Origin of the sequence: Staphylococcus sp. Ze2 (genome assembly GCF_048568365.1) — a bacterium.
Lineage (GTDB): Bacteria > Bacillota > Bacilli > Staphylococcales > Staphylococcaceae > Staphylococcus > Staphylococcus xylosus.
In genome coordinates this window covers 1,927,007-1,947,050 of record NZ_CP183486.1, presented here as the reverse complement: position 1 = coordinate 1,947,050, position 20,044 = coordinate 1,927,007, and the positions used below count along the sequence as shown (strand labels likewise).

General features: G+C 31.7%; 19 protein-coding genes. 15 read left to right on the top strand and 4 right to left on the bottom strand.

The genetic code is table 11. The annotated features are described in order from the left end of the window. Positions 1-127 precede the first annotated feature (127 nt). From glpK to hfq, 5 genes are all read left to right on the top strand, one after another. Positions 128-1,630 carry a glycerol kinase GlpK gene (gene glpK / locus ACM591_RS09195; protein ID WP_029377425.1) on the top strand — a complete coding sequence of 501 codons (1,503 nt, stop codon included), beginning with the start codon at positions 128-130 and terminating at the stop codon, positions 1,628-1,630. Between the two features lie 144 nt (positions 1,631-1,774). Next, a complete protein-coding gene (locus ACM591_RS09190; protein ID WP_029377423.1) occupies positions 1,775-3,448 on the top strand; it encodes a glycerol-3-phosphate dehydrogenase/oxidase in 1,674 nt (557 codons plus the stop codon). A gap of 194 nt (positions 3,449-3,642) precedes the next feature. Then, positions 3,643-4,569: an alpha/beta hydrolase gene (locus tag ACM591_RS09185; RefSeq protein WP_135058937.1), complete on the top strand. Its 927-nt coding sequence runs from the start codon at positions 3,643-3,645 to the stop codon at positions 4,567-4,569. Between the two features lie 19 nt (positions 4,570-4,588). Continuing rightward, positions 4,589-5,536: a tRNA (adenosine(37)-N6)-dimethylallyltransferase MiaA gene (gene miaA / locus ACM591_RS09180; protein ID WP_326026955.1), complete on the top strand. Its 948-nt coding sequence runs from the start codon at positions 4,589-4,591 to the stop codon at positions 5,534-5,536. 1 nt (position 5,537) lies between these two features. Continuing rightward, positions 5,538-5,762 carry an RNA chaperone Hfq gene (gene hfq / locus ACM591_RS09175; protein ID WP_029377420.1) on the top strand — a complete coding sequence of 75 codons (225 nt, stop codon included), beginning with the start codon at positions 5,538-5,540 and terminating at the stop codon, positions 5,760-5,762. A 416-nt stretch (positions 5,763-6,178) separates the two neighbouring features. Here the strand turns inward: hfq and ACM591_RS09170 are convergent, their stop codons facing one another. Further along, positions 6,179-6,652 carry a glutathione peroxidase gene (locus tag ACM591_RS09170; RefSeq protein WP_029377419.1) on the bottom strand — a complete coding sequence of 158 codons (474 nt, stop codon included), beginning with the start codon at positions 6,650-6,652 and terminating at the stop codon, positions 6,179-6,181. Between the two features lie 104 nt (positions 6,653-6,756). Between ACM591_RS09170 and hflX the strand changes: the two genes are divergently transcribed. From hflX to ACM591_RS09135, 7 genes are all read left to right on the top strand, one after another. Then, positions 6,757-7,992 (top strand): GTPase HflX, encoded by a 1,236-nt coding sequence (hflX, locus tag ACM591_RS09165; protein ID WP_038678405.1) that lies wholly within the window; start codon positions 6,757-6,759, stop codon positions 7,990-7,992. 16 nt (positions 7,993-8,008) lie between these two features. Next, the gene (locus ACM591_RS09160; RefSeq protein WP_326007654.1) at positions 8,009-9,247 is read left to right on the top strand and encodes an aminotransferase class I/II-fold pyridoxal phosphate-dependent enzyme; all 1,239 of its coding nucleotides are present in this window, start codon (positions 8,009-8,011) and stop codon (positions 9,245-9,247) included. A 261-nt stretch (positions 9,248-9,508) separates the two neighbouring features. Further along, entirely contained in the window at positions 9,509-9,877 is a 369-nt protein-coding gene (locus ACM591_RS09155) for a MerR family transcriptional regulator (RefSeq protein WP_029377416.1), read from the top strand. A gap of 20 nt (positions 9,878-9,897) precedes the next feature. After that, positions 9,898-11,238: a type I glutamate--ammonia ligase gene (glnA, locus tag ACM591_RS09150; protein WP_029377415.1), complete on the top strand. Its 1,341-nt coding sequence runs from the start codon at positions 9,898-9,900 to the stop codon at positions 11,236-11,238. A gap of 1,022 nt (positions 11,239-12,260) precedes the next feature. Further along, positions 12,261-12,689: an Ohr family peroxiredoxin gene (locus ACM591_RS09145; protein WP_029377414.1), complete on the top strand. Its 429-nt coding sequence runs from the start codon at positions 12,261-12,263 to the stop codon at positions 12,687-12,689. 392 nt (positions 12,690-13,081) lie between these two features. Then, a complete protein-coding gene (locus ACM591_RS09140; RefSeq protein ID WP_029377413.1) occupies positions 13,082-13,690 on the top strand; it encodes an FMN-binding negative transcriptional regulator in 609 nt (202 codons plus the stop codon). A 498-nt stretch (positions 13,691-14,188) separates the two neighbouring features. Then, positions 14,189-14,386: a hypothetical protein gene (locus ACM591_RS09135; protein ID WP_029377412.1), complete on the top strand. Its 198-nt coding sequence runs from the start codon at positions 14,189-14,191 to the stop codon at positions 14,384-14,386. Positions 14,387-14,864: 478 nt separating this feature from the next. Here ACM591_RS09135 and ACM591_RS09130 read toward each other — a convergent pair whose 3' ends face one another. Continuing rightward, a complete protein-coding gene (locus ACM591_RS09130) occupies positions 14,865-15,056 on the bottom strand; it encodes a hypothetical protein (protein WP_029377411.1) in 192 nt (63 codons plus the stop codon). 269 nt (positions 15,057-15,325) lie between these two features. On the opposite strand from ACM591_RS09130, the gene nucI reads away from it, so the two are divergent. Then, the gene (nucI, locus tag ACM591_RS09125) at positions 15,326-15,862 is read left to right on the top strand and encodes a thermonuclease NucI (RefSeq protein WP_029377410.1); all 537 of its coding nucleotides are present in this window, start codon (positions 15,326-15,328) and stop codon (positions 15,860-15,862) included. 364 nt (positions 15,863-16,226) lie between these two features. Here nucI and ACM591_RS09120 read toward each other — a convergent pair whose 3' ends face one another. After that, the gene (locus ACM591_RS09120; protein ID WP_029377409.1) at positions 16,227-17,090 is read right to left on the bottom strand and encodes a hypothetical protein; all 864 of its coding nucleotides are present in this window, start codon (positions 17,088-17,090) and stop codon (positions 16,227-16,229) included. Between the two features lie 283 nt (positions 17,091-17,373). On the opposite strand from ACM591_RS09120, the gene ACM591_RS09115 reads away from it, so the two are divergent. Together ACM591_RS09115 and ACM591_RS09110 are read left to right on the top strand one after the other, a co-directional pair. Next, a complete protein-coding gene (locus ACM591_RS09115) occupies positions 17,374-17,829 on the top strand; it encodes a hypothetical protein (protein WP_029377408.1) in 456 nt (151 codons plus the stop codon). 112 nt (positions 17,830-17,941) lie between these two features. Beyond that, positions 17,942-18,535, top strand: a complete 594-nt coding sequence (locus tag ACM591_RS09110; RefSeq protein WP_029377407.1) for a hypothetical protein — start codon at positions 17,942-17,944, stop codon at positions 18,533-18,535. Positions 18,536-18,617: 82 nt separating this feature from the next. Here the strand turns inward: ACM591_RS09110 and ACM591_RS09105 are convergent, their stop codons facing one another. Next, a complete protein-coding gene (locus ACM591_RS09105) occupies positions 18,618-19,985 on the bottom strand; it encodes an aspartate kinase (RefSeq protein ID WP_038678422.1) in 1,368 nt (455 codons plus the stop codon). Positions 19,986-20,044: the final 59 nt, after the last annotated feature.

The following is a 20,044-nucleotide window of genomic DNA, read 5'->3' as shown; positions in this document are numbered from 1 at the left end:
TAAATATAAGTAATAAAAGCATGTTTGTATAGAATGATATTTGGCAATGTGTAAACTAGACGTGTAAAATGTCAAATTTTACATATACTATGTAGAAATCGAACATGATAAAAGGGAGATTATAATTATGGAAAAATATATCTTATCAATTGACCAAGGAACTACAAGTTCAAGAGCGATTCTTTTTGACCAAGACGGTAAAATCAAAGGTGTAGCACAACGCGAATTTAAGCAATACTTCCCTAAATCAGGTTGGGTAGAACATGATGCGAATGAAATTTGGACATCCGTTTTAGCGGTTATCGCCGAAGTTTTAAATGAAGGAAATGTCGGTGCAGATCAAATCGCTAGTATCGGTATTACTAACCAACGTGAAACAACAGTAGTATGGGATAAGGAAACGTCACGTCCTATCTATCATGCAATTGTATGGCAATCTCGTCAAACTCAAAGCATTTGTCAAGATTTAAAAGAACAAGGTCTCGAAGATAAATTCCGTGAGAAGACTGGTTTGCTATTAGATCCTTACTTTGCAGGTACAAAAGTAAAATGGATTTTAGATAATGTTGAAGGCGCGAGAGAAAAAGCTGACAATGACGAACTATTATTTGGAACGATTGATTCGTGGTTAGTTTGGAAATTATCTGGCGGTAAAGCACATATTACAGATTATACAAATGCAAGTCGTACATTAATTTATAACATTCACGATTTAGAATGGGATCAAGAGTTACTTGATATTTTAGAAATTCCTAATTCTATGCTACCTGAAGTAAAAGCATCAAGTGAGGTCTATGCAAATACTATTGATTATCACTTCTTCGGTAAAGAAGTACCAATTTCTGGTATTGCTGGTGACCAACAAGCCGCTTTATTTGGACAAGCTTGTTTTAACCGTGGTGATGTGAAAAATACTTACGGCACTGGTGGTTTCATGTTGATGAATACAGGGGAAGAAGCTGTTACATCTAAGAGTGGTTTGTTAACAACGATTGCATATGGGATAGATGGTAAAGTGAATTATGCACTTGAAGGTTCTATTTTTGTATCTGGTTCTGCAATCCAATGGTTACGTGATGGTCTAAGAATGATTAATTCTGCACCACAATCAGAGAACTACGCAGAGCGTGTTGAATCATCAGAAGGTGTATATGTTGTGCCAGCATTTGTTGGGCTAGGCACACCTTATTGGGATGCAGAAGCACGAGGTGCAATCTTCGGCTTAACACGTGGTACAGAAAAAGAACATTTCATCCGCGCAACATTAGAATCATTATGTTATCAAACACGTGATGTATTAGAAGCTATGGAAAAAGACTCTGACATTACAGTGAATAATTTACGTGTTGATGGTGGCGCTGTAAAAAATAATTTCATTATGCAATTTCAAGCTGACTTGTTAAATGTTGGTGTAGAACGTCCAGAGATTAATGAAACGACAGCTTTAGGTGCTGCATACCTAGCGGGACTTGCAGTAGGATTCTGGGATAGTAAAGATGAAATTGCTAATCGTTGGAAACTTGAAAAAGACTTTACGCCTAATATGGAAGATAAAGAAAGAGAAAAATTATATAAAGGCTGGAAGAAAGCTGTAGAAGCAACTCAAGTTTTTAAATTAGAAGATGAATAAAAAAATAGACTAAATGTTGTTATGTATGCTACAATATGGGTAAGTTAATAATACAGAGATGAGAAATGAGAGATTTCGTTCGTACAATTATATATGTATGGGATGAGTCTCTCTTTTTTTATTATTTTAGGAGGCCTAGTTTTTATGAGTTTATCAACATTAAAAAGAGAACAGATCAAGAAAGATTTGAAAAATAAAGATTTTGACGTTGTCATTATTGGCGGCGGTATTACTGGAGCAGGTATTGCTTTAGATGCTAGTCAAAGAGGTATGAAAGTTGCTTTAGTAGAAATGCAAGACTTTGCACAAGGTACAAGTTCACGTTCTACTAAATTAGTACATGGTGGCTTGCGTTACTTAAAACAACTACAAGTTGGCGTTGTTGCAGAAACTGGTCGTGAACGTGCAATTGTATATGAAAATGGTCCACACGTAACAACACCTGAACGTATGCTTTTACCAATGCATAAAGGCGGTTCAATGGGTAAATTCACTACTGCTATAGGTTTAACAATGTATGATAGATTAGCTGGTGTTAAAAAAGCAGAACGTAAAACAATGCTAAATGCTAAAGAAACATTAGAAAAAGAACCACTTGTTAAAAAAGCTGGTCTTAAAGGTGGCGGTTCTTATGTTGAGTACCGTACTGATGACGCGCGTTTAACAATAGAAGTTATGAAACGTGCAGAAGAAAAAGGCGCAACGATTATTAACCATACAAAATCTGTTCATTTCACATATGATTCTAATGAACAAGTTAATGGTATCCAAGTAGAAGATCAAATTAACAATGAAACTTATCCAGTTAAAGCTAAAAAAGTTATCAATGCAAGTGGCCCATGGGTAGACGAAGTACGCAGTGGTGACTATGCTAGAAATAATAAACAATTACGCTTAACTAAAGGTGTTCACATTGTTATTGATCAATCTAAATTCCCATTAGGTCAAGCTGTTTATTTCGATACTGAAAAAGATGGTCGTATGATTTTTGCTATACCACGTGAAGGTAAAGCATATGTAGGTACAACAGATACATTCTACAATAATGACAAAGCTTCACCACTTGCTACACAAGAAGATAGAGATTACTTAATTGATGCAATTAATTACATGTTCCCAGATGTAGATGTTAAAGATGAAGACATTGAATCATCATGGGCTGGAATTAGACCATTAATTTTAGAAGAAGGTAAAGACCCATCTGAAATTTCTCGTAAAGATGAAGTTTGGGAAGGTAAATCTGGTCTGTTAACAATTGCTGGTGGTAAATTAACTGGTTATCGTCACATGGCTTTAGAAATTGTAGACTTATTATCAAAACGCTTGAAAGAAGAATACGGCATGAAATTTGCTAAATGTGCTACAAAACATTTAACAATTTCTGGCGGAGATGTTGGTGGTAGTAAAAACTTTGACCAATTCATCGATCAAAAAGTTAAAGAAGCAAAATCATATCAAATAGATGAAGCAACAGCACGTCACTTTGCTTCTAAATATGGTTCTAATGCTGAAGAATTATTCAAAATAGCACAAACAGCTCAACATCAAGATACTGGATTGCCGTTAGATATTTATACGGAATTAATCTATTCAATACAAAATGAAATGGTGTACCGTCCAACAGATTTCTTTATCCGTCGTACTGGTAAACTTTATTTCAAAATTGATGATGTATTAAATTATAAAGAACAAGTTATTGAAGTTATGGGTGACTTATTAGGTTACACTAATATTCAAAAAGAAGCTTATACAAAAGAATTACAAATTGCAATTGAAGAAGCACAAACTGGGAACCAACAACCAGCAGAAAAAGAATAATCATCTGGCACTTTGTATTGTAAAGTTTAAAATAAAAGCAGCTACTGACTCTATTGAGTTGGTAGCTGTTTTTTGTGTAATAGTTATTTTCGCTAATGACTAAACGTATAGCGTAGTATTTGATAACATGGTAGTTTGAAGGTATATTGTATAATATAGATAATGATAATCGTATAGTATGGGAGGCTAAATACATGAGTAAAAATGAATTTAAAATAACAGTTTCAGATGGGACAATGTTAGAAGTTAGATTGGATAAGGCAAAAAATGAAACGATTGGTATCGTACATTTACTTCATGGCATGGCTGAGCATATGGATAGATACGATCATCTAGTAGAATCGTTAAATCAGCAAGGTTACGATGTATTGCGTCATAATCACAGAGGACATGGTAAAGAGGTTGACGATAGTGAAAGAGGTCATATAGATAATATATCGCAAGTAGCTGATGATACATATGAAATAGCACAAACAATGTGTGCGCATTATTATAATATTCCTTACATTGTAATTGGACACTCTATGGGGTCAATTGTTGCACGCATTTTTGTTCAAAAATATCCAGATGCTGCACAAGGTGTAATTCTATCAGGAACTACACAATACCCTAAGTATAAAGCTTCATTGCTAAGAATAGTATTGAAATTAATCACACTAATTACAGGAAAAAAACGTCGTTTAAATTGGTTGAACCGCACTATGTATAAAACCTTTAATAAAAATATAGTTAATCAACTAACGACAAGTGATTGGTTATCTAGTGATCCTGAAGAAGTGGAACAATTTAACAGAGATCCTTATACAGGTTTCTTAGTGTCTAACCAATTGATTTACGAAACAATTAAGCATATGTTACTAACAAGTAGCAGTAAAAATATGAAAAAGCTTAATCCGAATCTTCCAATTTTATTAATATCTGGCAAGGATGACCCATTAAGCGAATATGGTAAAGGAATAAGAAATTTAGGTAATTTATATAAAAAAGCAGGTGTTAAGCACATTACTGTACACTTATATAAAAACAAGAGACATGAAGTATTATTTGAGCAAGGTTATACTGAAACATGGCAACATATGTATGAATGGATAGAAAAACAAATTTTAAAAAAGTACAAATAGAAAAAGAGAGTTGATACACGTGCAAAGCGACAAACCATTTTTAATCGTATTAGTAGGACCAACAGCTGTGGGGAAAACAGAATTTAGCATTGAATTAGCGAAGAAAGTGGACGGTGAAATTATTAGTGGTGATTCAATGCAAGTTTATAAACAAATGGATATTGGAACTGCTAAAATTATGCAAGACGAAATGTCAGGTATCCCTCATCATATGATTGATATTTTAGAACCGGATGAAAACTTTTCAGCATATGAATTTAAAAATAGAGCACAACGGTTAATTAAAGAGATTACAGCAAGAGGACGTGTACCTATAATTGCAGGCGGTACGGGGCTGTATATTCAATCGCTTATCTATAATTATGACTTTGAAGATGAAACTATTTCTGAACAAAAAAGTTTAGAAATTGAAGCAAAGTTATCTGAGCTTGATCAATTATCAAATGAGGCGTTGCATCAATACTTAGCGTCTTTTGATGAGGTGTCTGCACAAGACATACACCCAAATAATCGAAAAAGAGTTAGAAGAGCAATACAATATTATTTAAAAACGAAAAAACTTTTAAGTTCTCGCAAGAAAGTACAACAATTTACTGAAAATTATGATACATTATTATTAGGGATAGAAATGTCGCGTGACATATTATATCAAAGAATTAATAAACGTGTAGATATAATGTTGGAACGTGGATTACTTAGTGAAGTGCAACAACTCGTTGATAATGGATACGAAACTAGTCAAAGTATGCAAGCGATAGGATACAAAGAAATCGTACCAGTCATTAAACAAGAATTAAATTTAGATGAAGCAACCGAAAAATTAAAGCAACATTCTAGAAATTACGCTAAGCGACAAATGACTTGGTTTAAAAACAAGCTCGACGTGTTGTGGTTAGATAGAGAGAAAATGTCACTATCATTGATGTTAGAAGAGGTTTCAGTCCAAATACAGAAAAGGAGAACATAATATGAATACATCAGAGAACATCCAAGATAAATTCCTTGGGCAATTTAAGGCTGATCAGACAAAGGTAGTTGTGTTTTTAGTAAATGGTTTTCAAATGAAAGGTATTATCGAAGATTATGATAAGTATTTAGTATGCTTATTATCACAAGGTAAGCAGCATTTAATTTACAAACATGCGATTAGTACATTTACGATTGACGATTCAAACACTAATGAGGAAGTATAAATACAACGCTATTAAAAATTAACATGATACTTTATGTATAAAGTAGTAGAGGCAGGGCGTAAACATCTCTGTCTAAAGCATAAACGTCGGTTTCTATTGCAACAAAATAGAAACCGGCGTTTTCTTTATTTTCCTGAAATTTTTGAGTTCGTGGAACAACTCTCCCTCTAATTATTTTAGTGATATTTATCAAAATAATATTTTGTTTGAATTTATTTTATCAATAGTGCCATATCATATGCTTAAATTATATTCTAGATGAGTATAGATGTTTTAAACGATGAGGTTTGTATATAAAAAAGACTAATCCATATTAAAATGAATTAGTCCTTTGTTATAAGAAATGGGATTTAAGTCACTATTTTTAGTGTTTTATCATAAGTAGTGATAACTAAATCTAGATTAATCATTTCGAATTATAATAGAGATTCTATCTCAGATTCGATTTGTCCTGGTTTCTTCTGCGGAGAGAAGCGGTGAACAACGTTACCTTTTTTATCAACTAAGAATTTTGTGAAATTCCATTTGATTTTTTCATTGAATAACCCATTTTGTGCTTCTGTTAAAAATTTGAAAAGTGGATGTTGGTTTTCCCCTTTAACATTTATTTTTTCATGCATTGGAAAAGAAACGCCGTAATTAATTTTGCAGTTTTGTGTTGCTTCTTCTCCGTTACCAGGTTCTTGGCCACCGAATTGGTTGCATGGGAAACCTAGAATAATGAAATCTTGATCTTTATATTTCTCATACAATTCTTGTAAACCTTCAAACTGAGGTGTGAAACCGCATTCGCTAGCAGTATTCACAATCAGCATAACTTTATCTTTATATGCGTCTAATTGATATGTTTCTCCATTTGGTTGTTGAACTTCTATGTCATATATAGTCATCTTAATTCACCTCTTACTATTAATTTAACACAATTTGAGTTTATAGTCTTTATATTGACACTATGATAGAATAGCTAAGAAAACTTGGAAAAGAGGTGCATGTTATGACCCAATATCAAACGCATACAACCGAACAAAAATTAGAAACAGCAATATTGATTGGAGTACATGCTCAAACAGACAATGATTTTAATTTCGAATCCACGATGGAAGAGTTGGCATCTCTTTCCAGAACATGTCAATTGGATGTTCAAGAGCAATTTACTCAAAATAGAATGAACGTTGATAACAAATATTATGTTGGTAAAGGTAAATTAGATGAGATAAAAGCATATGTTGAATTTCATGATATTGATGTTGTCGTGGCGAACGATGAATTGACAACAGCGCAATCTAAGACACTTAACGGTAATTTAAATGTTAAAATCATTGATAGAACACAGCTTATATTAGAAATATTTGCTTTAAGAGCACGTAGTAAAGAAGGTAAATTACAAGTAGAGTTAGCTCAATTAGATTACTTAATGCCAAGATTACAAGGACACGGTCGGAGTTTATCACGTTTAGGTGGTGGAATTGGTACAAGAGGCCCTGGTGAAACTAAGCTTGAAATGGACCGCAGACACATAAGAACAAGAATGAATGAAATAAAGCATCAGTTAGAAACTGTAGTAGAGCATCGTGAACGATATCGTAATAAACGTGAACAAAATCATGTGTTTCAAGTTGCGCTAGTTGGCTACACAAATGCTGGTAAATCATCGTGGTTTAACGCATTAGCTAAAGAAACAACATATGAAAAGAATTTGTTGTTCGCAACGCTTGACCCTAAAACGAGACAAATTCAAATTAATGATGGATTTAATCTTGTTATATCTGATACGGTTGGCTTTATACAAAAATTACCAACAACGCTCATTGCTGCATTTAAGTCCACTTTAGAAGAAGCTAAAAATGCAGACTTACTATTACATGTAGTAGATAGTAGTCATCCGGAATATCGAGCGCAATATGATACGGTAAATCAAATTATTGGTGATTTAGAAATGGGACAAATCCCTCAAGCGATTATATTTAATAAAAAAGATTTACATGAAGGGACATTGCCAGCTACAAATAAACCACATGTTTTTGTTTCAAGCAGAGAACAAGAAGATATAGAAAAGGTTAAAGAACTTTTATATAATGAAGTGAAAAAAGTATTAACTTATTACGAAGAGCATGTACCGAGTTCAGATGCCAATCGTTTATATTTTCTAAAGCAAAATACATTAGTATCTGAATTGAATTTTAATGAAATAACCGCGACTTACGAAGTGAAAGGCTATAAAAAAGAGTAGAAGGAAGTAATGATTAATGGAAGAGATGAAACAACTGATTGCAGAAACTGAAGAAACATTAGCACCTTATTTTAAATATATTGAAGAGGTTGCCTATGAGAATCAAGAAAAAGTTTTAAATGCTTTTCATGCAGTCAAAGCAACAGAAAGCGACTTACAAGGTACTACAGGCTATGGTTACGATGACTTAGGTCGAGATCACCTTGAAGAGATTTATGCACACGCTTTTAAAGCAGAAGATGCTATTGTAAGGCCTCAAATGATTTCTGGGACACATGCGATTACGATTGCTTTACAGAGCCTTTTAAAATATGGGGATGAACTTTTATATATTACAGGTAACCCATATGATACCTTGTTAGAAGTAATAGGTATTAACGGTAATGGGATAGAAAGTTTGAAAGAACATGGTGTAAGTTATGATAAAGTCGATTTGAAAGAGGGCGACATTGATATTCAAGCCGTGTTTAAACAAATTAAACCACAAACAAAAGTAATTGCTATCCAAAGGTCGAAAGGTTACGATCAACGCCCCTCAATTAGATTAGATTTAATCGAACAGGCGATACAACAAATAAAGGCACAATATCCTGATATAATCATTTTTGTAGATAATTGCTATGGTGAGTTTGTTGAGAAACGTGAACCTATTGAATGTGGTGCAGACTTAATTGCAGGATCATTGATTAAAAATCCAGGTGGCGGTTTAGCAAAAATTGGTGGTTATATTGCAGGTGAAAAAGCGCTAGTCGAAAGATGTGGTTATCGATTAACTGCGCCAGGAATAGGTAAAGAAGCGGGTGCTTCGTTAAATTCACTTCAAGAAATGTATCAAGGCTTTTTTCTTGCACCACATGTAGTTAGCCAAAGTTTAAAAGGCGCATTGTTTACTAGTTTATTATTAGAAAAAATGGATATGCGCACCTCACCACGCTATGATGTTGCTCGAACAGATTTAATACAAACTGTGTCATTCGAAACAAAAGAACAAATGATTTTATTTTGTCAAAGTATCCAACAGGCTTCACCGATAAATGCTCATTTCAGTCCAGAACCGGCCTATATGCCTGGTTATGAAGATGATGTAATCATGGCAGCGGGTACTTTTGTGCAAGGTTCTTCAATAGAATTATCGGCAGACGGACCAATAAGACCCCCATATGAAGTGTATGTGCAAGGTGGTTTAACATATGAACACGTTAAATTAGCTGTGACTAGAGCAGCACAAAAATTAAAAACACAACAACTTGTATAAATAATAACTATTTACCATATATTTTATTTTATGACGAATTGAAATTGACTACTAATTTTATGAATCATAAAGAAAATATATGGTTTTTTTGAAATAAATTTAAGGAATTTTCAAAAAACTTATTTGACCAATGAGTAGAAAGTGTCTTGAGCTTAGTTGTATCAAGGGATTAGATATGATGTAAGGAAACCTTACATATCTTTGAATTAATTTAGTTATTATGCTAAATTTATTATAAGTTCAAAAATAGAGGTGATCGGATTGAAGTCAAATGATACATTAAGACGAAGTATGCCGGTTTTCCCTATGAGTGTTGTAACAAAATTAAGCGAATTGACTGCAAGGCAAATTCGTTACTATGAAACACATGAACTGCTTAAACCACATAGATCAGAAGGGAATAAAAGACTTTTTTCATTAAATGATTTGGAGCGACTTTTAGAAATTAAAAGCTTAATTGAAAAGGGCTTTAATATAAAAGGAATTAAACAAATTATAAAAGATGATCAAGATCACCTGACTGATGATGAACAAGAAACAAGAAAACAAATGATAGTTGAAGCCACTCAGAAACCACAGCGAGAAGCAATTCCGATAAACCGTGGAGATTTATCACGCTTTATCAAATAAAATAATGGGGGACATTTACAATGCCAAAACGTTCATTTACTAAAGAAGATATTCATAAGTTTGCTAAGGAAGAAAATGTAAGATATTTAAGGTTACAATTCACTGATATTTTAGGAGTTATTAAAAACGTTGAAGTACCAGTTAGTCAATTAGAAAAAGTTTTAGATAATGAAATGATGTTTGATGGTTCTTCAATCGAAGGATTCGTGCGTATCGAAGAATCTGATATGTACCTTTACCCAGATTTAGATACATGGGTTATTTTCCCATGGACTGCTGGGCAAGGTAAAGTTGCTCGTTTAATTTGTGATGTATATAAAACAGATGGCACACCATTTGAAGGTGATCCTCGTGCCAACTTAAAACGTGTGTTAAATGAGATGCAAGAGTTAGGATTCTCAGAATTAAACTTAGGACCTGAACCTGAATTCTTCTTATTCAAATTAGATGAAAAAGGTGAACCAACATTAGAACTAAATGATGATGGTGGTTACTTCGATTTAGCTCCAACAGATTTAGGTGAAAATTGCCGTCGTGACATCGTACTAGAATTAGAAGATATGGGCTTCGATATTGAAGCGAGTCACCATGAGGTTGCACCAGGACAACATGAAATTGACTTTAAATATGCGGATGCAATTACAGCTTGTGATAATATCCAAACATTTAAACTTGTTGTAAAAACAATTGCGCGTCAACATAACCTGCATGCAACATTTATGCCAAAACCATTGTTTGGTGTGAACGGAAGCGGTATGCACTTTAACATGTCATTGTTCAAAGGCAAAGAAAATGCATTCTTTGATCCAGATGGCGATATGCAAATGACTAAAGATGCGTTCCACTTTATTGCAGGTATCTTGAAAAATGCACGTGGATTTACAGGTGTATGTAATCCATTAGTAAACTCTTATAAACGTTTAGTTCCAGGTTATGAAGCACCTTGTTACATTGCATGGAGTGGTAAAAACCGTTCTCCATTAATCCGTGTACCATCATCTCGTGGATTATCAACACGTGTAGAAGTGCGTTCAGTTGATCCAGCAGCAAATCCATACTTAGCATTAGCAGCTATCTTACAAGCTGGTTTAGATGGTATTAAAAATAAATTAGAAGTACCAGAACCAGTTAACCAAAACATTTATGAGATGAACCGTGAAGAACGTGAAGCAGTTGGTATTGAAGATTTACCTTCAACTTTATATACAGCAATTAAAGCTATGAAGAATAATGAGCCAATCAAAGAAGCGCTTGGTAATCATATTTATAACCAATTCATTAATTCTAAATCAATTGAGTGGGATTACTACAGAACTCAAGTTTCTGAATGGGAAAGAGAACAATATATCAAACAATACTAGGTGCTAAACAAAGGGGTTAAACACTAGGTATATAAGCAACTCGAGTCATCCTATTAGGATGATTTCGGGTTGTTTTTTTGCACCCATTTTTTATTTTTATTGAGTGTTTTGGGTGCAGAATGGGTGAAGAAAGTTTTGAAATATTTCTTTATTAGAAAAATTCGCTATTTCTATTTTAATTTGGCTTAGTTTATCATTACGCCAAGTGATTAAGTGAAAGCCTAACCATTCATTAAATTAATAATCTCTTTGGACTTGTATAACTGGACTTAACTAATTTTCTAATCCAACAACTGCATCCCAAACTAAATGGAAGTTGAAAGGTCGCTTGAGAGCTAAATATGCTCTCTTTGCATAGATGGTTTGGTAGTTGATGCAAGTTCTCGGCTATTTACAAAATTTAGGGGGGAATTTGTTAGTGTAGAAAAGAAATACGATTACTGGTGGTCTGAATTTAAACATCCAATCATTCCTATAAAAATATATATGTGGTGCAATATATTTTAGTGCTACTCAGTACGCCTTATATGAGTAAGCTTCTAGTCACCGTTCTCATTTGAAAACTATGCGAATATGCATAAACCCACCTAAATAAGAGGTGGTTTTTTTTGCTGTTTTATAGATTGTTTTTGTTTTAGTAAAATAACAAGTATTAGCAATTTCTCGAGCTATTATTATAAGTATAGCTTTTTAACTATAATATAAAAATATGCAATTCGAGTATTTATAATGGGATGATGTCGTGTTGTTATTTTGTGAAATAGTATTCTGTGAACGATTAGGAAAATGTATGAATTCCTAATTAATTGAAAATAATATTATATGACTATAGTTTTACTAGGCTGTTAAAAATCTATTCACTTCAAGTATGTTCTGTTTATAAAATTGTAATTCATATGATTTGGTATGATTTAATTAGGCATTTAATTTTAGGTTTTTAGAAATTAATGTTATATTATTAACGAATTGTGATTAATTCATTAATATAAACATAATTTATTCAATTAAAAGGAGTGGTTATAATGGTAAAACCATTATATGAGGTTACTGTTATTAGCAATGGTGGTAGAGATGGTAAAGTTTTTAGTGAAGACAATACTTTTTATCAAGATTTAGCTGTCCCGAAAGAAATGGGAGGAAATGGTGTTACTGAATCAAATCCAGAACAATTATTTGCAGCTGGCTATAGCTCATGTTTCAACAATGCACTTATGCACATTTTAAAAAGCGATGGTAAAGGCTCAATTGAACCAGAAGTGCGTGCGACAGCTTATTTATTACCGGATAAAGCAGATGGTGGCGTTAAGTTGGCTGCTGAATTAGATGTAACAGTTAAAGATCTTAGTCAAGAAGAGGCAGAATTATATGTAGAAAAAGCACATAATTATTGTCCATATTCAAAAGCTTTAAAAGAAACAATAGATATTGAAATTAATGTAAGTGTTAATTAAAAAACAAATCTCCATTAATGTGTGACATTTATGGAGATTTGCTTTTTTAATTATAGCGAGTAAATACAACTGAGAAGTTACTTTTATTTAGGGCTTTCCCTAATATATGTAATTGACTTAACGATGCTAAAATATATATAGAACTCCCTAGTTCTAAAGTTGATTATCAAAAGCCATTTTAATCTGATACACTCCCTAAATATAACCACTTTAGTCATGTTAAAGTGTAAACATTTAGGGAGTGTATTTTTTGTATAACTAAAGTACTCTATTTTAAATATTATAAAGGAAATAATTTTTTAGAAGTAATTTTATAAATGTGAGTATGTATAATAGAATAAAATTAAAGGTTATTTCTTTTACATTAAACATCTATTAGGGGGCGCTTTTATATGTATATACCTAAATATTATGAAATGAAAGATTATGAAAATATAAAAGATTTTATTACAGCTAATAATTTTGCAACTATTGTAACTAATCATGGATCAACGCCTACCGCATCACATTTACCACTTAATATTAAAGAGAGGGAGGATAGTTTATATTTATCAGGTCATTTTGCAAAAGCTAATAAACAATGGCAAACAATAGACGGAAATGACAAAATACTAATTATTTTTTCAGGGGCACATGGTTATATATCTTCAACTTGGTATGAAACTGAAGATGTTCCAACGTGGGACTATCAAAGTGTTCATGCATATGGAACAGGACAATTATTAAATGAAGAACAATTGAAAAAAGAATTAAGTATGTTACTAAACCGATATGAAAGTAATCATTTAAATGGTGCAACGTGGGAGAATTTATCAGAAAAAACGAAACAACAAATAAAAGGAATAATTGGATTTAAAGTAAAAGTAGATAAATTAGAAGCTGCATATAAATTAAGCCAAAATCGAAGTCAAAACGATAAGGAAAATATAATGAAAGAACTTAAGCAAACAGGAAAGCCTTTAAATTCACTGTTAGCTGATGTAATAAAAGATCAACAGTGATAAAAAACTATTTTACGGACAAAAGGGGATATAATTTTATAAATAAAAGAATTAACTTTGGATAACAATTTCTAAAGGTTTAAATAATAATGTATTTTTGAAAAGTGAGATTGATTGGGTTGGAGAACAAAAAAGATTGAAATAACTCAGTTTTAGTTACTGTGTTATTTCAATCAAATAGCTTTATTTTACATATAAGCTATTAACCAAATATTGCGTGCGAAAATGGTATTAAATATAATATAAATAAAGTAAGACATACTGCAAAATAGATAATAAACGCACGCACTTCTTTTGTTTTAAAGAAAATAATCACCTCAATCATACTTAGTGAACTTTAATTTTAAAATAAGCTATAAGTCGCGTCAATATAGAGTTGTATTAAGGGTGAATAATTTTATTGAATTGCGTACATTTATGTTTTATTGTTTGAATGTCATTCGCCTAAATAGTATGATATAAGCAATATAAATTTAAAGTTTTAAAGGGGATGGCAATATGCAAGAAGTTAAATTATCTACATTAAAGGCAACATCGTTAAAGGAATTAGAATCAAGCATTAATGCTTATTTACAAGATGATGAAGTTGCTGGTTATAAATTATTGAATTCTACAGTGCGAGAAATTGAAGAACGTACTTTTTCAGCGAATGAACAAGAATTTCATGCGATTCTAACTTTTATAAAAGAGCGTTAATAAAAAGACTGAGACATTGTTGTCTCAGTCTTTTTATTTTATTAAAGTTTGCCATAAATAATTATTAGTCTAATTATTTACAAATCCTAAATTTGTAGTGAACGGTAATTTATCTAATAGACAACTAAATCATAGAGAAAGGATAGCTACTCACATAATATGAATGAGAGTAGCTATCTTTTAGTTACTATATATTTATTATGTAAACAAAATTGTAGTGAACTTAATTTATGACATTTGTCACTATGAAGTTGTGACAACACACACTCATATTATTACCCAAGTTTATATGAAAGAATATTAGATTATAATATCTGGGGATAATTGTGATCAGATAAAGATTAAAAATAATAAAATGAGAGCAGTGGAAGAAATTGCATTCTAAACTATTGTTGCATAATTTTAAAATGGCTGGATATAAATTGATTTAACGTTAAAGCAACAAAAAACTGCCGCATTGAATATGCGACAGTTAAATTTATTTATTATTATTTTTAGTGACAATTGCTTGGATTACAAATACGATAAAGCCAACTAAGAGGCCTAATAATATAGCTACAACTGCTGATACCATTGGGGGTAATTGTAATTGATATTGCAATACCATACCAATAATGATAGCTACAATAACTGCGATAATTGTTATCATGTTTTCTTTAAATATACTCAACGCGTTCACTCCTATTCATTAAGTATTATAGCATGAGTTATTTAAATAGATAAATAAAACCAAATAGATTTGAATGAACTTCAATTTTCAAATAATTACAGTGTGAAAGCAAATTTTAAGATGGGTAGTTTTTATACGGAAAGATTATAATCGAGTGTTAAATAGCTCAATAATTATTTTCGTTGTTTAAAAAGTATATTTGTTATGTTGACGCACGCCACTTTTTTCTATATGATAATTTGGACAATTAAAAAGAAGTGGGTGCAACAGTGAAATCAAAAAAGAAAACGACATCTTTGATCGCAATTGTAATTGTATTGGGTGTATTAGCATTTCAATTTATTAATCATACGGGACCATTTCAAGAAAATGGTAATAGTGATACATCTTCTGGGCCTGACAATTCGGAAAAGGTTCATGTTGAACGTGTTGTAGATGGAGATACGTTAGTTGCTAAAAATAGTGACAATGAACAATTGAAGGTTAGGTTAATTGGTATGGATACACCAGAGACTGTTAAACCTAACACGCCAGTACAACCTTATGGTAAAGAAGCGTCGGATTATTCTAAAAAACATTTAACGAATAAAGATGTATATTTAGAATACGATAAAGAAAAAGAAGATCGTTATGGACGAACATTAGCATATGTATGGATCGATGATAAAACGATGTTCAATGAGGAATTGGTAAAAAAAGGATTAGCTAGAGAAAAATATTTTTCTCCCAATGGAAAGTATAGAGAAGTATTTAAACAAGCTGAAACACAAGCTAAAAATGATAAAGTGAATCTTTGGAGCAAGTAAACTTGTTCTAAGTAGCTAACATACCTTTATATTATTTAGTAGAACGATAAAGTATAAAAAAGACCTGCCTGTCGACAAAGTCTCTGACTTTGTTGGCAGTTTTTTGCACGCTTTCCGCGGACACTGCCTTTGCCTGTAGTCTTCGGCTAGTAATCATCCTGCAGGATTAGGCACAAATTACTGCCAAATATTACACTGGGAAGATTAAATATAACTTAAGCAGTGATGGTGTTGATTAAGTTAAATAAATTAATTGATAAAAGAGGTAACTTTACTCTGAAAGATCACGGTTATTTTGAAAAAACTATATAAATATAAGAAAACAGACCTTAGGAGAACTATCACTTAAGGTCTGTTTTTTTAATTAGTTAAACCGTGCAATTAGTTTATCATATTGTTCTTTGGTTAATACATCATTTTTTGAATTTAATGTTTCTTTTATAATTTCTTGTAAAGAAGATTTTGAAGAAACTGTTTCCACATAATTATTTCTAACTGTTGGACCATCGATTAAATTCACACTACCGTCTGTGAAGTAAACGAGACCAACATTTGGAATTTGTTGATTTAAACGCTCTTGAATTTTGGCTTCTAATGCTTGAGTGTTTTTAGAAGCTTGTTCATAAGGGTCATAATTGTAAAAGTCATAAATGACAGAATTATTTTTAATACGTTCTATAAATGTATAAGTTGTAGAACGAGATGATTGGTATTGGCCATGAAATTGATTGGCAATATATCTTCCAACAATTTGATGTACTGAATTCTCATTATCAATTTCAGTTTGCTCTGCTGAATCAGGCGTGAAGTGATAAAAAGTTTTTTGCTTCCAATTTTTGACATTAATATTAAAAATTCCTTTTTCGGTAAAAACAATATAGTCAAAAGCTCTTGCGTATTCAAATAGAGGATGCTTAACAGCTAAATTACCAGTAGCAATAATGTCGAAGTACGCTATTACGCCTTGTTCTTTTTGTTCATTTAAAATGACTGATAAATCTTGTTTAGCTTTTCTGAGACCATGGTGATGTGTGTCATTATTTGAATCTATGTCTAACATTTTATTTTTCAAATTTGTATTTTCACGTGTAACTGTACTTATTTTAGTTACTAATTGATCCTTAGCATAAGTTTCAGTTTCAAGCTTATTTTGCATAACACGATGATCTATAAATACTATAATAATAAGTAATACTATTATTACTAGTAATATAAGTGGTAAAAACATGAATATCATCCTAATCTTATTAAATTTTTTAACATAGTTCATTTTACGCTTTTATCTAATTTTGTACAAATGCTATTAACCAATTCGTTAAACTTAATATGATCATATCCATGGTAATATATTATAACTAACCTGTACATAAATTATATTTGTAAATTAATTCCTTTCGTATCTTTTGGGCACTTAAGTGGTATTTTTTAAATAGATAACGGTTTAACTTACTTAGATTAATAGCTATAATAAATTATATGTAATATAAATAAGGAAGATGGTGAAAAGTGATTTGAGTACGATAAAAGAATATCTCGAGCACATTACTCGAACAATTAAACATGAGGATATTATAGCTTTTGATAATCATCCTTTTGCATATAAAATTTTAGACGAACTTTCTAATTATGATATTAAAATATCTGTGATTAGTTACTCTACAGATATTATTAAATACGTATCTAGGTATACAAATTTTAATATTATTGTACCTAATGGTGTGGTTGATAGTGCTTTTCATATCATTGTAGGTTCAGATGTAGTGCAAACATTTTCAAAATATCGTATTCGATATTACTTTATCACTGTACCATATATACAAGATAATGATTTATACCAGACAATACCTGCTATTGCCGATATTCAAAAAATGCTTAACACCAATGCTAATGATATTTTTCTGTTAAACAGACCAGATCTTTTAGATAATCATTCATCTCATGATTACACCTTGGTAGGTAGTTTTTAAAAATAATTTGTGTTTTATTTCACGATTTTGTATTTAATACATTGAAATATTTAAGTACAAACTATATAATATTAATTATTGGAAACGCTTACTTTTGTCAGGGGGTGCACATTTGGAAAATGAAAAAAATAAATCGATAAAGAGAATTGTCGAAATTTTAAATACTAATGTACCAAATTTAATTAAATATAATGGTGAAATAGCAAAACAATTGTTTTTACATGATGCATTTAATTTAGATAATAAAGTTGATATTAGTGTTGAGAGAAAGTTTTTGGGGGAAGTTTTAAAATATATTCCGAATGAATACCAAACATTATTGCACGACACTACACATAGCACTTCTGATTATACAACAGTAGATTTTTCAAAGATTACTCACGCTAATATATATGATGGTGATACATTGGTTATGACCGTGATTGTATACGATGTAAAAGATGAAGAATGGATGTTTAGGTGGAATCATAACATAAGGTTGCCAGAGAAAAATATTTATTTTCATTCTATCAAATGGGATGTAGATTATATTAAACCAGAAATCGTGTTGATGTATGAATTATTAGATCCAATAGACTATCATCAACTACCAAATTATAGAAATGTAATAGATTCATTAAGTTATTATCAATTCGTAATATTGAGGTTAGTCGTTGGAGATGAACGTATTAACCAAGCGCTTATTTCAGAGAAAAAAGCAATATAAAATCCTTCAAATTATTGTCAGTCTTAACAAGAGGACAAAAATTAATTTGAAGGATTTTTTGATTGTTAAATAATGTGTGATACTAAACTTTTAAGCATTTACCGTTGTAACAATATTCATAAGTTGATTTCACAGCTTTATCTGCATCTGCTACATCAATACCGAACATAATTGAAATCTCAGAAGCACCTTGGTTCATCATTTTTAAATTTATTTTTGATTCTGCTAAGGCATGTGTAATGGTGTTAGCCGTGCCAACGATTCTGTGCATACCTTCGCCAACAATCATTAGGATAGCTAAATCATGTTCTACGCTTAACTCATCGACGTCACATTTATCGCGAATGTCATTAAGCACTTGTTCCTCTCTATTATGAATTTCTTTTGAACGCATAATGATACTGATGCTATCAATACCTGAAGGCATGTGGTCGAAAGAAATATTATAATCTTCTAACACGCCTAAGATTTTACGTGTGAATCCTACTTGTCTATTCATCAAATATTTTTTGATATTTAATACAGTAAAGCCTTTGTCACAACTAATACCACTCACGATATTACTAGAATTAATTTCTCTATCATGACGAATAAATGTTCCAGTATCATTTGGTCGATTTGTGTTTTTTATAACGACAGGAATTCTATCTTTATGCAGGGGCTGTAAAGCTTCATCATGAAAGACGCCGAAGCCCGCATAAGACAATTCCCTCATTTCTCTATAAGTAATTTCATCTATGACTTCAGGATTCTTAACAATTGTTGGATTTGCTCTAAAAATGCCTGAAACATCAGTAAAGTTTTCGTATAAGTCTGCTCTGACACCTCTTGCAACAATAGCACCAGTGATGTCAGACCCACCACGAGGAAATGTTACGATATAATTTTGTCTTGAAACACCAAAGAAACCAGGGACGATTAATTTTTCGTCATATGTTCTTAAGTTATATAGTGCTTCATATGATTGATCTAAAATTTGTGCATTTTGGGGCAAATCGGTAACTTGAATGCCCGCTTCGCCAGGAGATATATAACGAGTTGGTATGCCCTGGCTATTATTATATTCTGCAATTAATTGTGCATTAAAATTTTCACCACATGAAAGTAAAGCATCTAATAAACGTGAAGGTTTATCTTTTAATGTAGTAATAAAATTTTCTAACGTTTGATCAATAGTAGTTAATAGGTTATCACTCATATCTAACTCATAAATGATATCAGCGTAACGCTGAATAATTTCTTCTTTTTTAGAAATATAATCTAAATCATCAATGACTTTCTCATACAGACGAATAAGTAAATCTGTTGTTTTAACATCTTCTTTATGTCGCTTACCTGGTGCGGACACGATGATGATTCTCCGGTCCTCATCGGAATTAACGATATTTAATACTTTTTTTATTTGATCTGCAGTAGATACAGAACTTCCTCCAAACTTGGCAACTTTCATGGGACATACAACCTTTCTAAAAAATCAGAAAATTTTGTTTAGTTTTTATCACGAGAGTG

Excerpts from the sequence above, each read along its gene's own strand:
- ACM591_RS09160 (WP_326007654.1), top strand. The coding sequence starts at position 8,009 with ATGGAAGAGATGAAACAACTGATTGCAGAAACTGAAGAAACATTAGCA.
- glpK (WP_029377425.1), top strand. The coding sequence starts at position 128 with ATGGAAAAATATATCTTATCAATTGACCAAGGAACTACAAGTTCAAGA.
- ACM591_RS09140 (WP_029377413.1), top strand. The coding sequence starts at position 13,082 with ATGTATATACCTAAATATTATGAAATGAAAGATTATGAAAATATAAAA.
- ACM591_RS09190 (WP_029377423.1), top strand. The coding sequence starts at position 1,775 with ATGAGTTTATCAACATTAAAAAGAGAACAGATCAAGAAAGATTTGAAA.
- ACM591_RS09185 (WP_135058937.1), top strand. The coding sequence starts at position 3,643 with ATGAGTAAAAATGAATTTAAAATAACAGTTTCAGATGGGACAATGTTA.
- ACM591_RS09170 (WP_029377419.1), bottom strand. The coding sequence starts at position 6,652 with ATGACTATATATGACATAGAAGTTCAACAACCAAATGGAGAAACATAT.
- ACM591_RS09145 (WP_029377414.1), top strand. The coding sequence starts at position 12,261 with ATGGTAAAACCATTATATGAGGTTACTGTTATTAGCAATGGTGGTAGA.
- glnA (WP_029377415.1), top strand. The coding sequence starts at position 9,898 with ATGCCAAAACGTTCATTTACTAAAGAAGATATTCATAAGTTTGCTAAG.
- ACM591_RS09135 (WP_029377412.1), top strand. The coding sequence starts at position 14,189 with ATGCAAGAAGTTAAATTATCTACATTAAAGGCAACATCGTTAAAGGAA.
- ACM591_RS09120 (WP_029377409.1), bottom strand. The coding sequence starts at position 17,090 with ATGTTTTTACCACTTATATTACTAGTAATAATAGTATTACTTATTATT.
- ACM591_RS09105 (WP_038678422.1), bottom strand. The coding sequence starts at position 19,985 with ATGAAAGTTGCCAAGTTTGGAGGAAGTTCTGTATCTACTGCAGATCAA.
- hfq (WP_029377420.1), top strand. The coding sequence starts at position 5,538 with ATGAATACATCAGAGAACATCCAAGATAAATTCCTTGGGCAATTTAAG.
- hflX (WP_038678405.1), top strand. The coding sequence starts at position 6,757 with ATGACCCAATATCAAACGCATACAACCGAACAAAAATTAGAAACAGCA.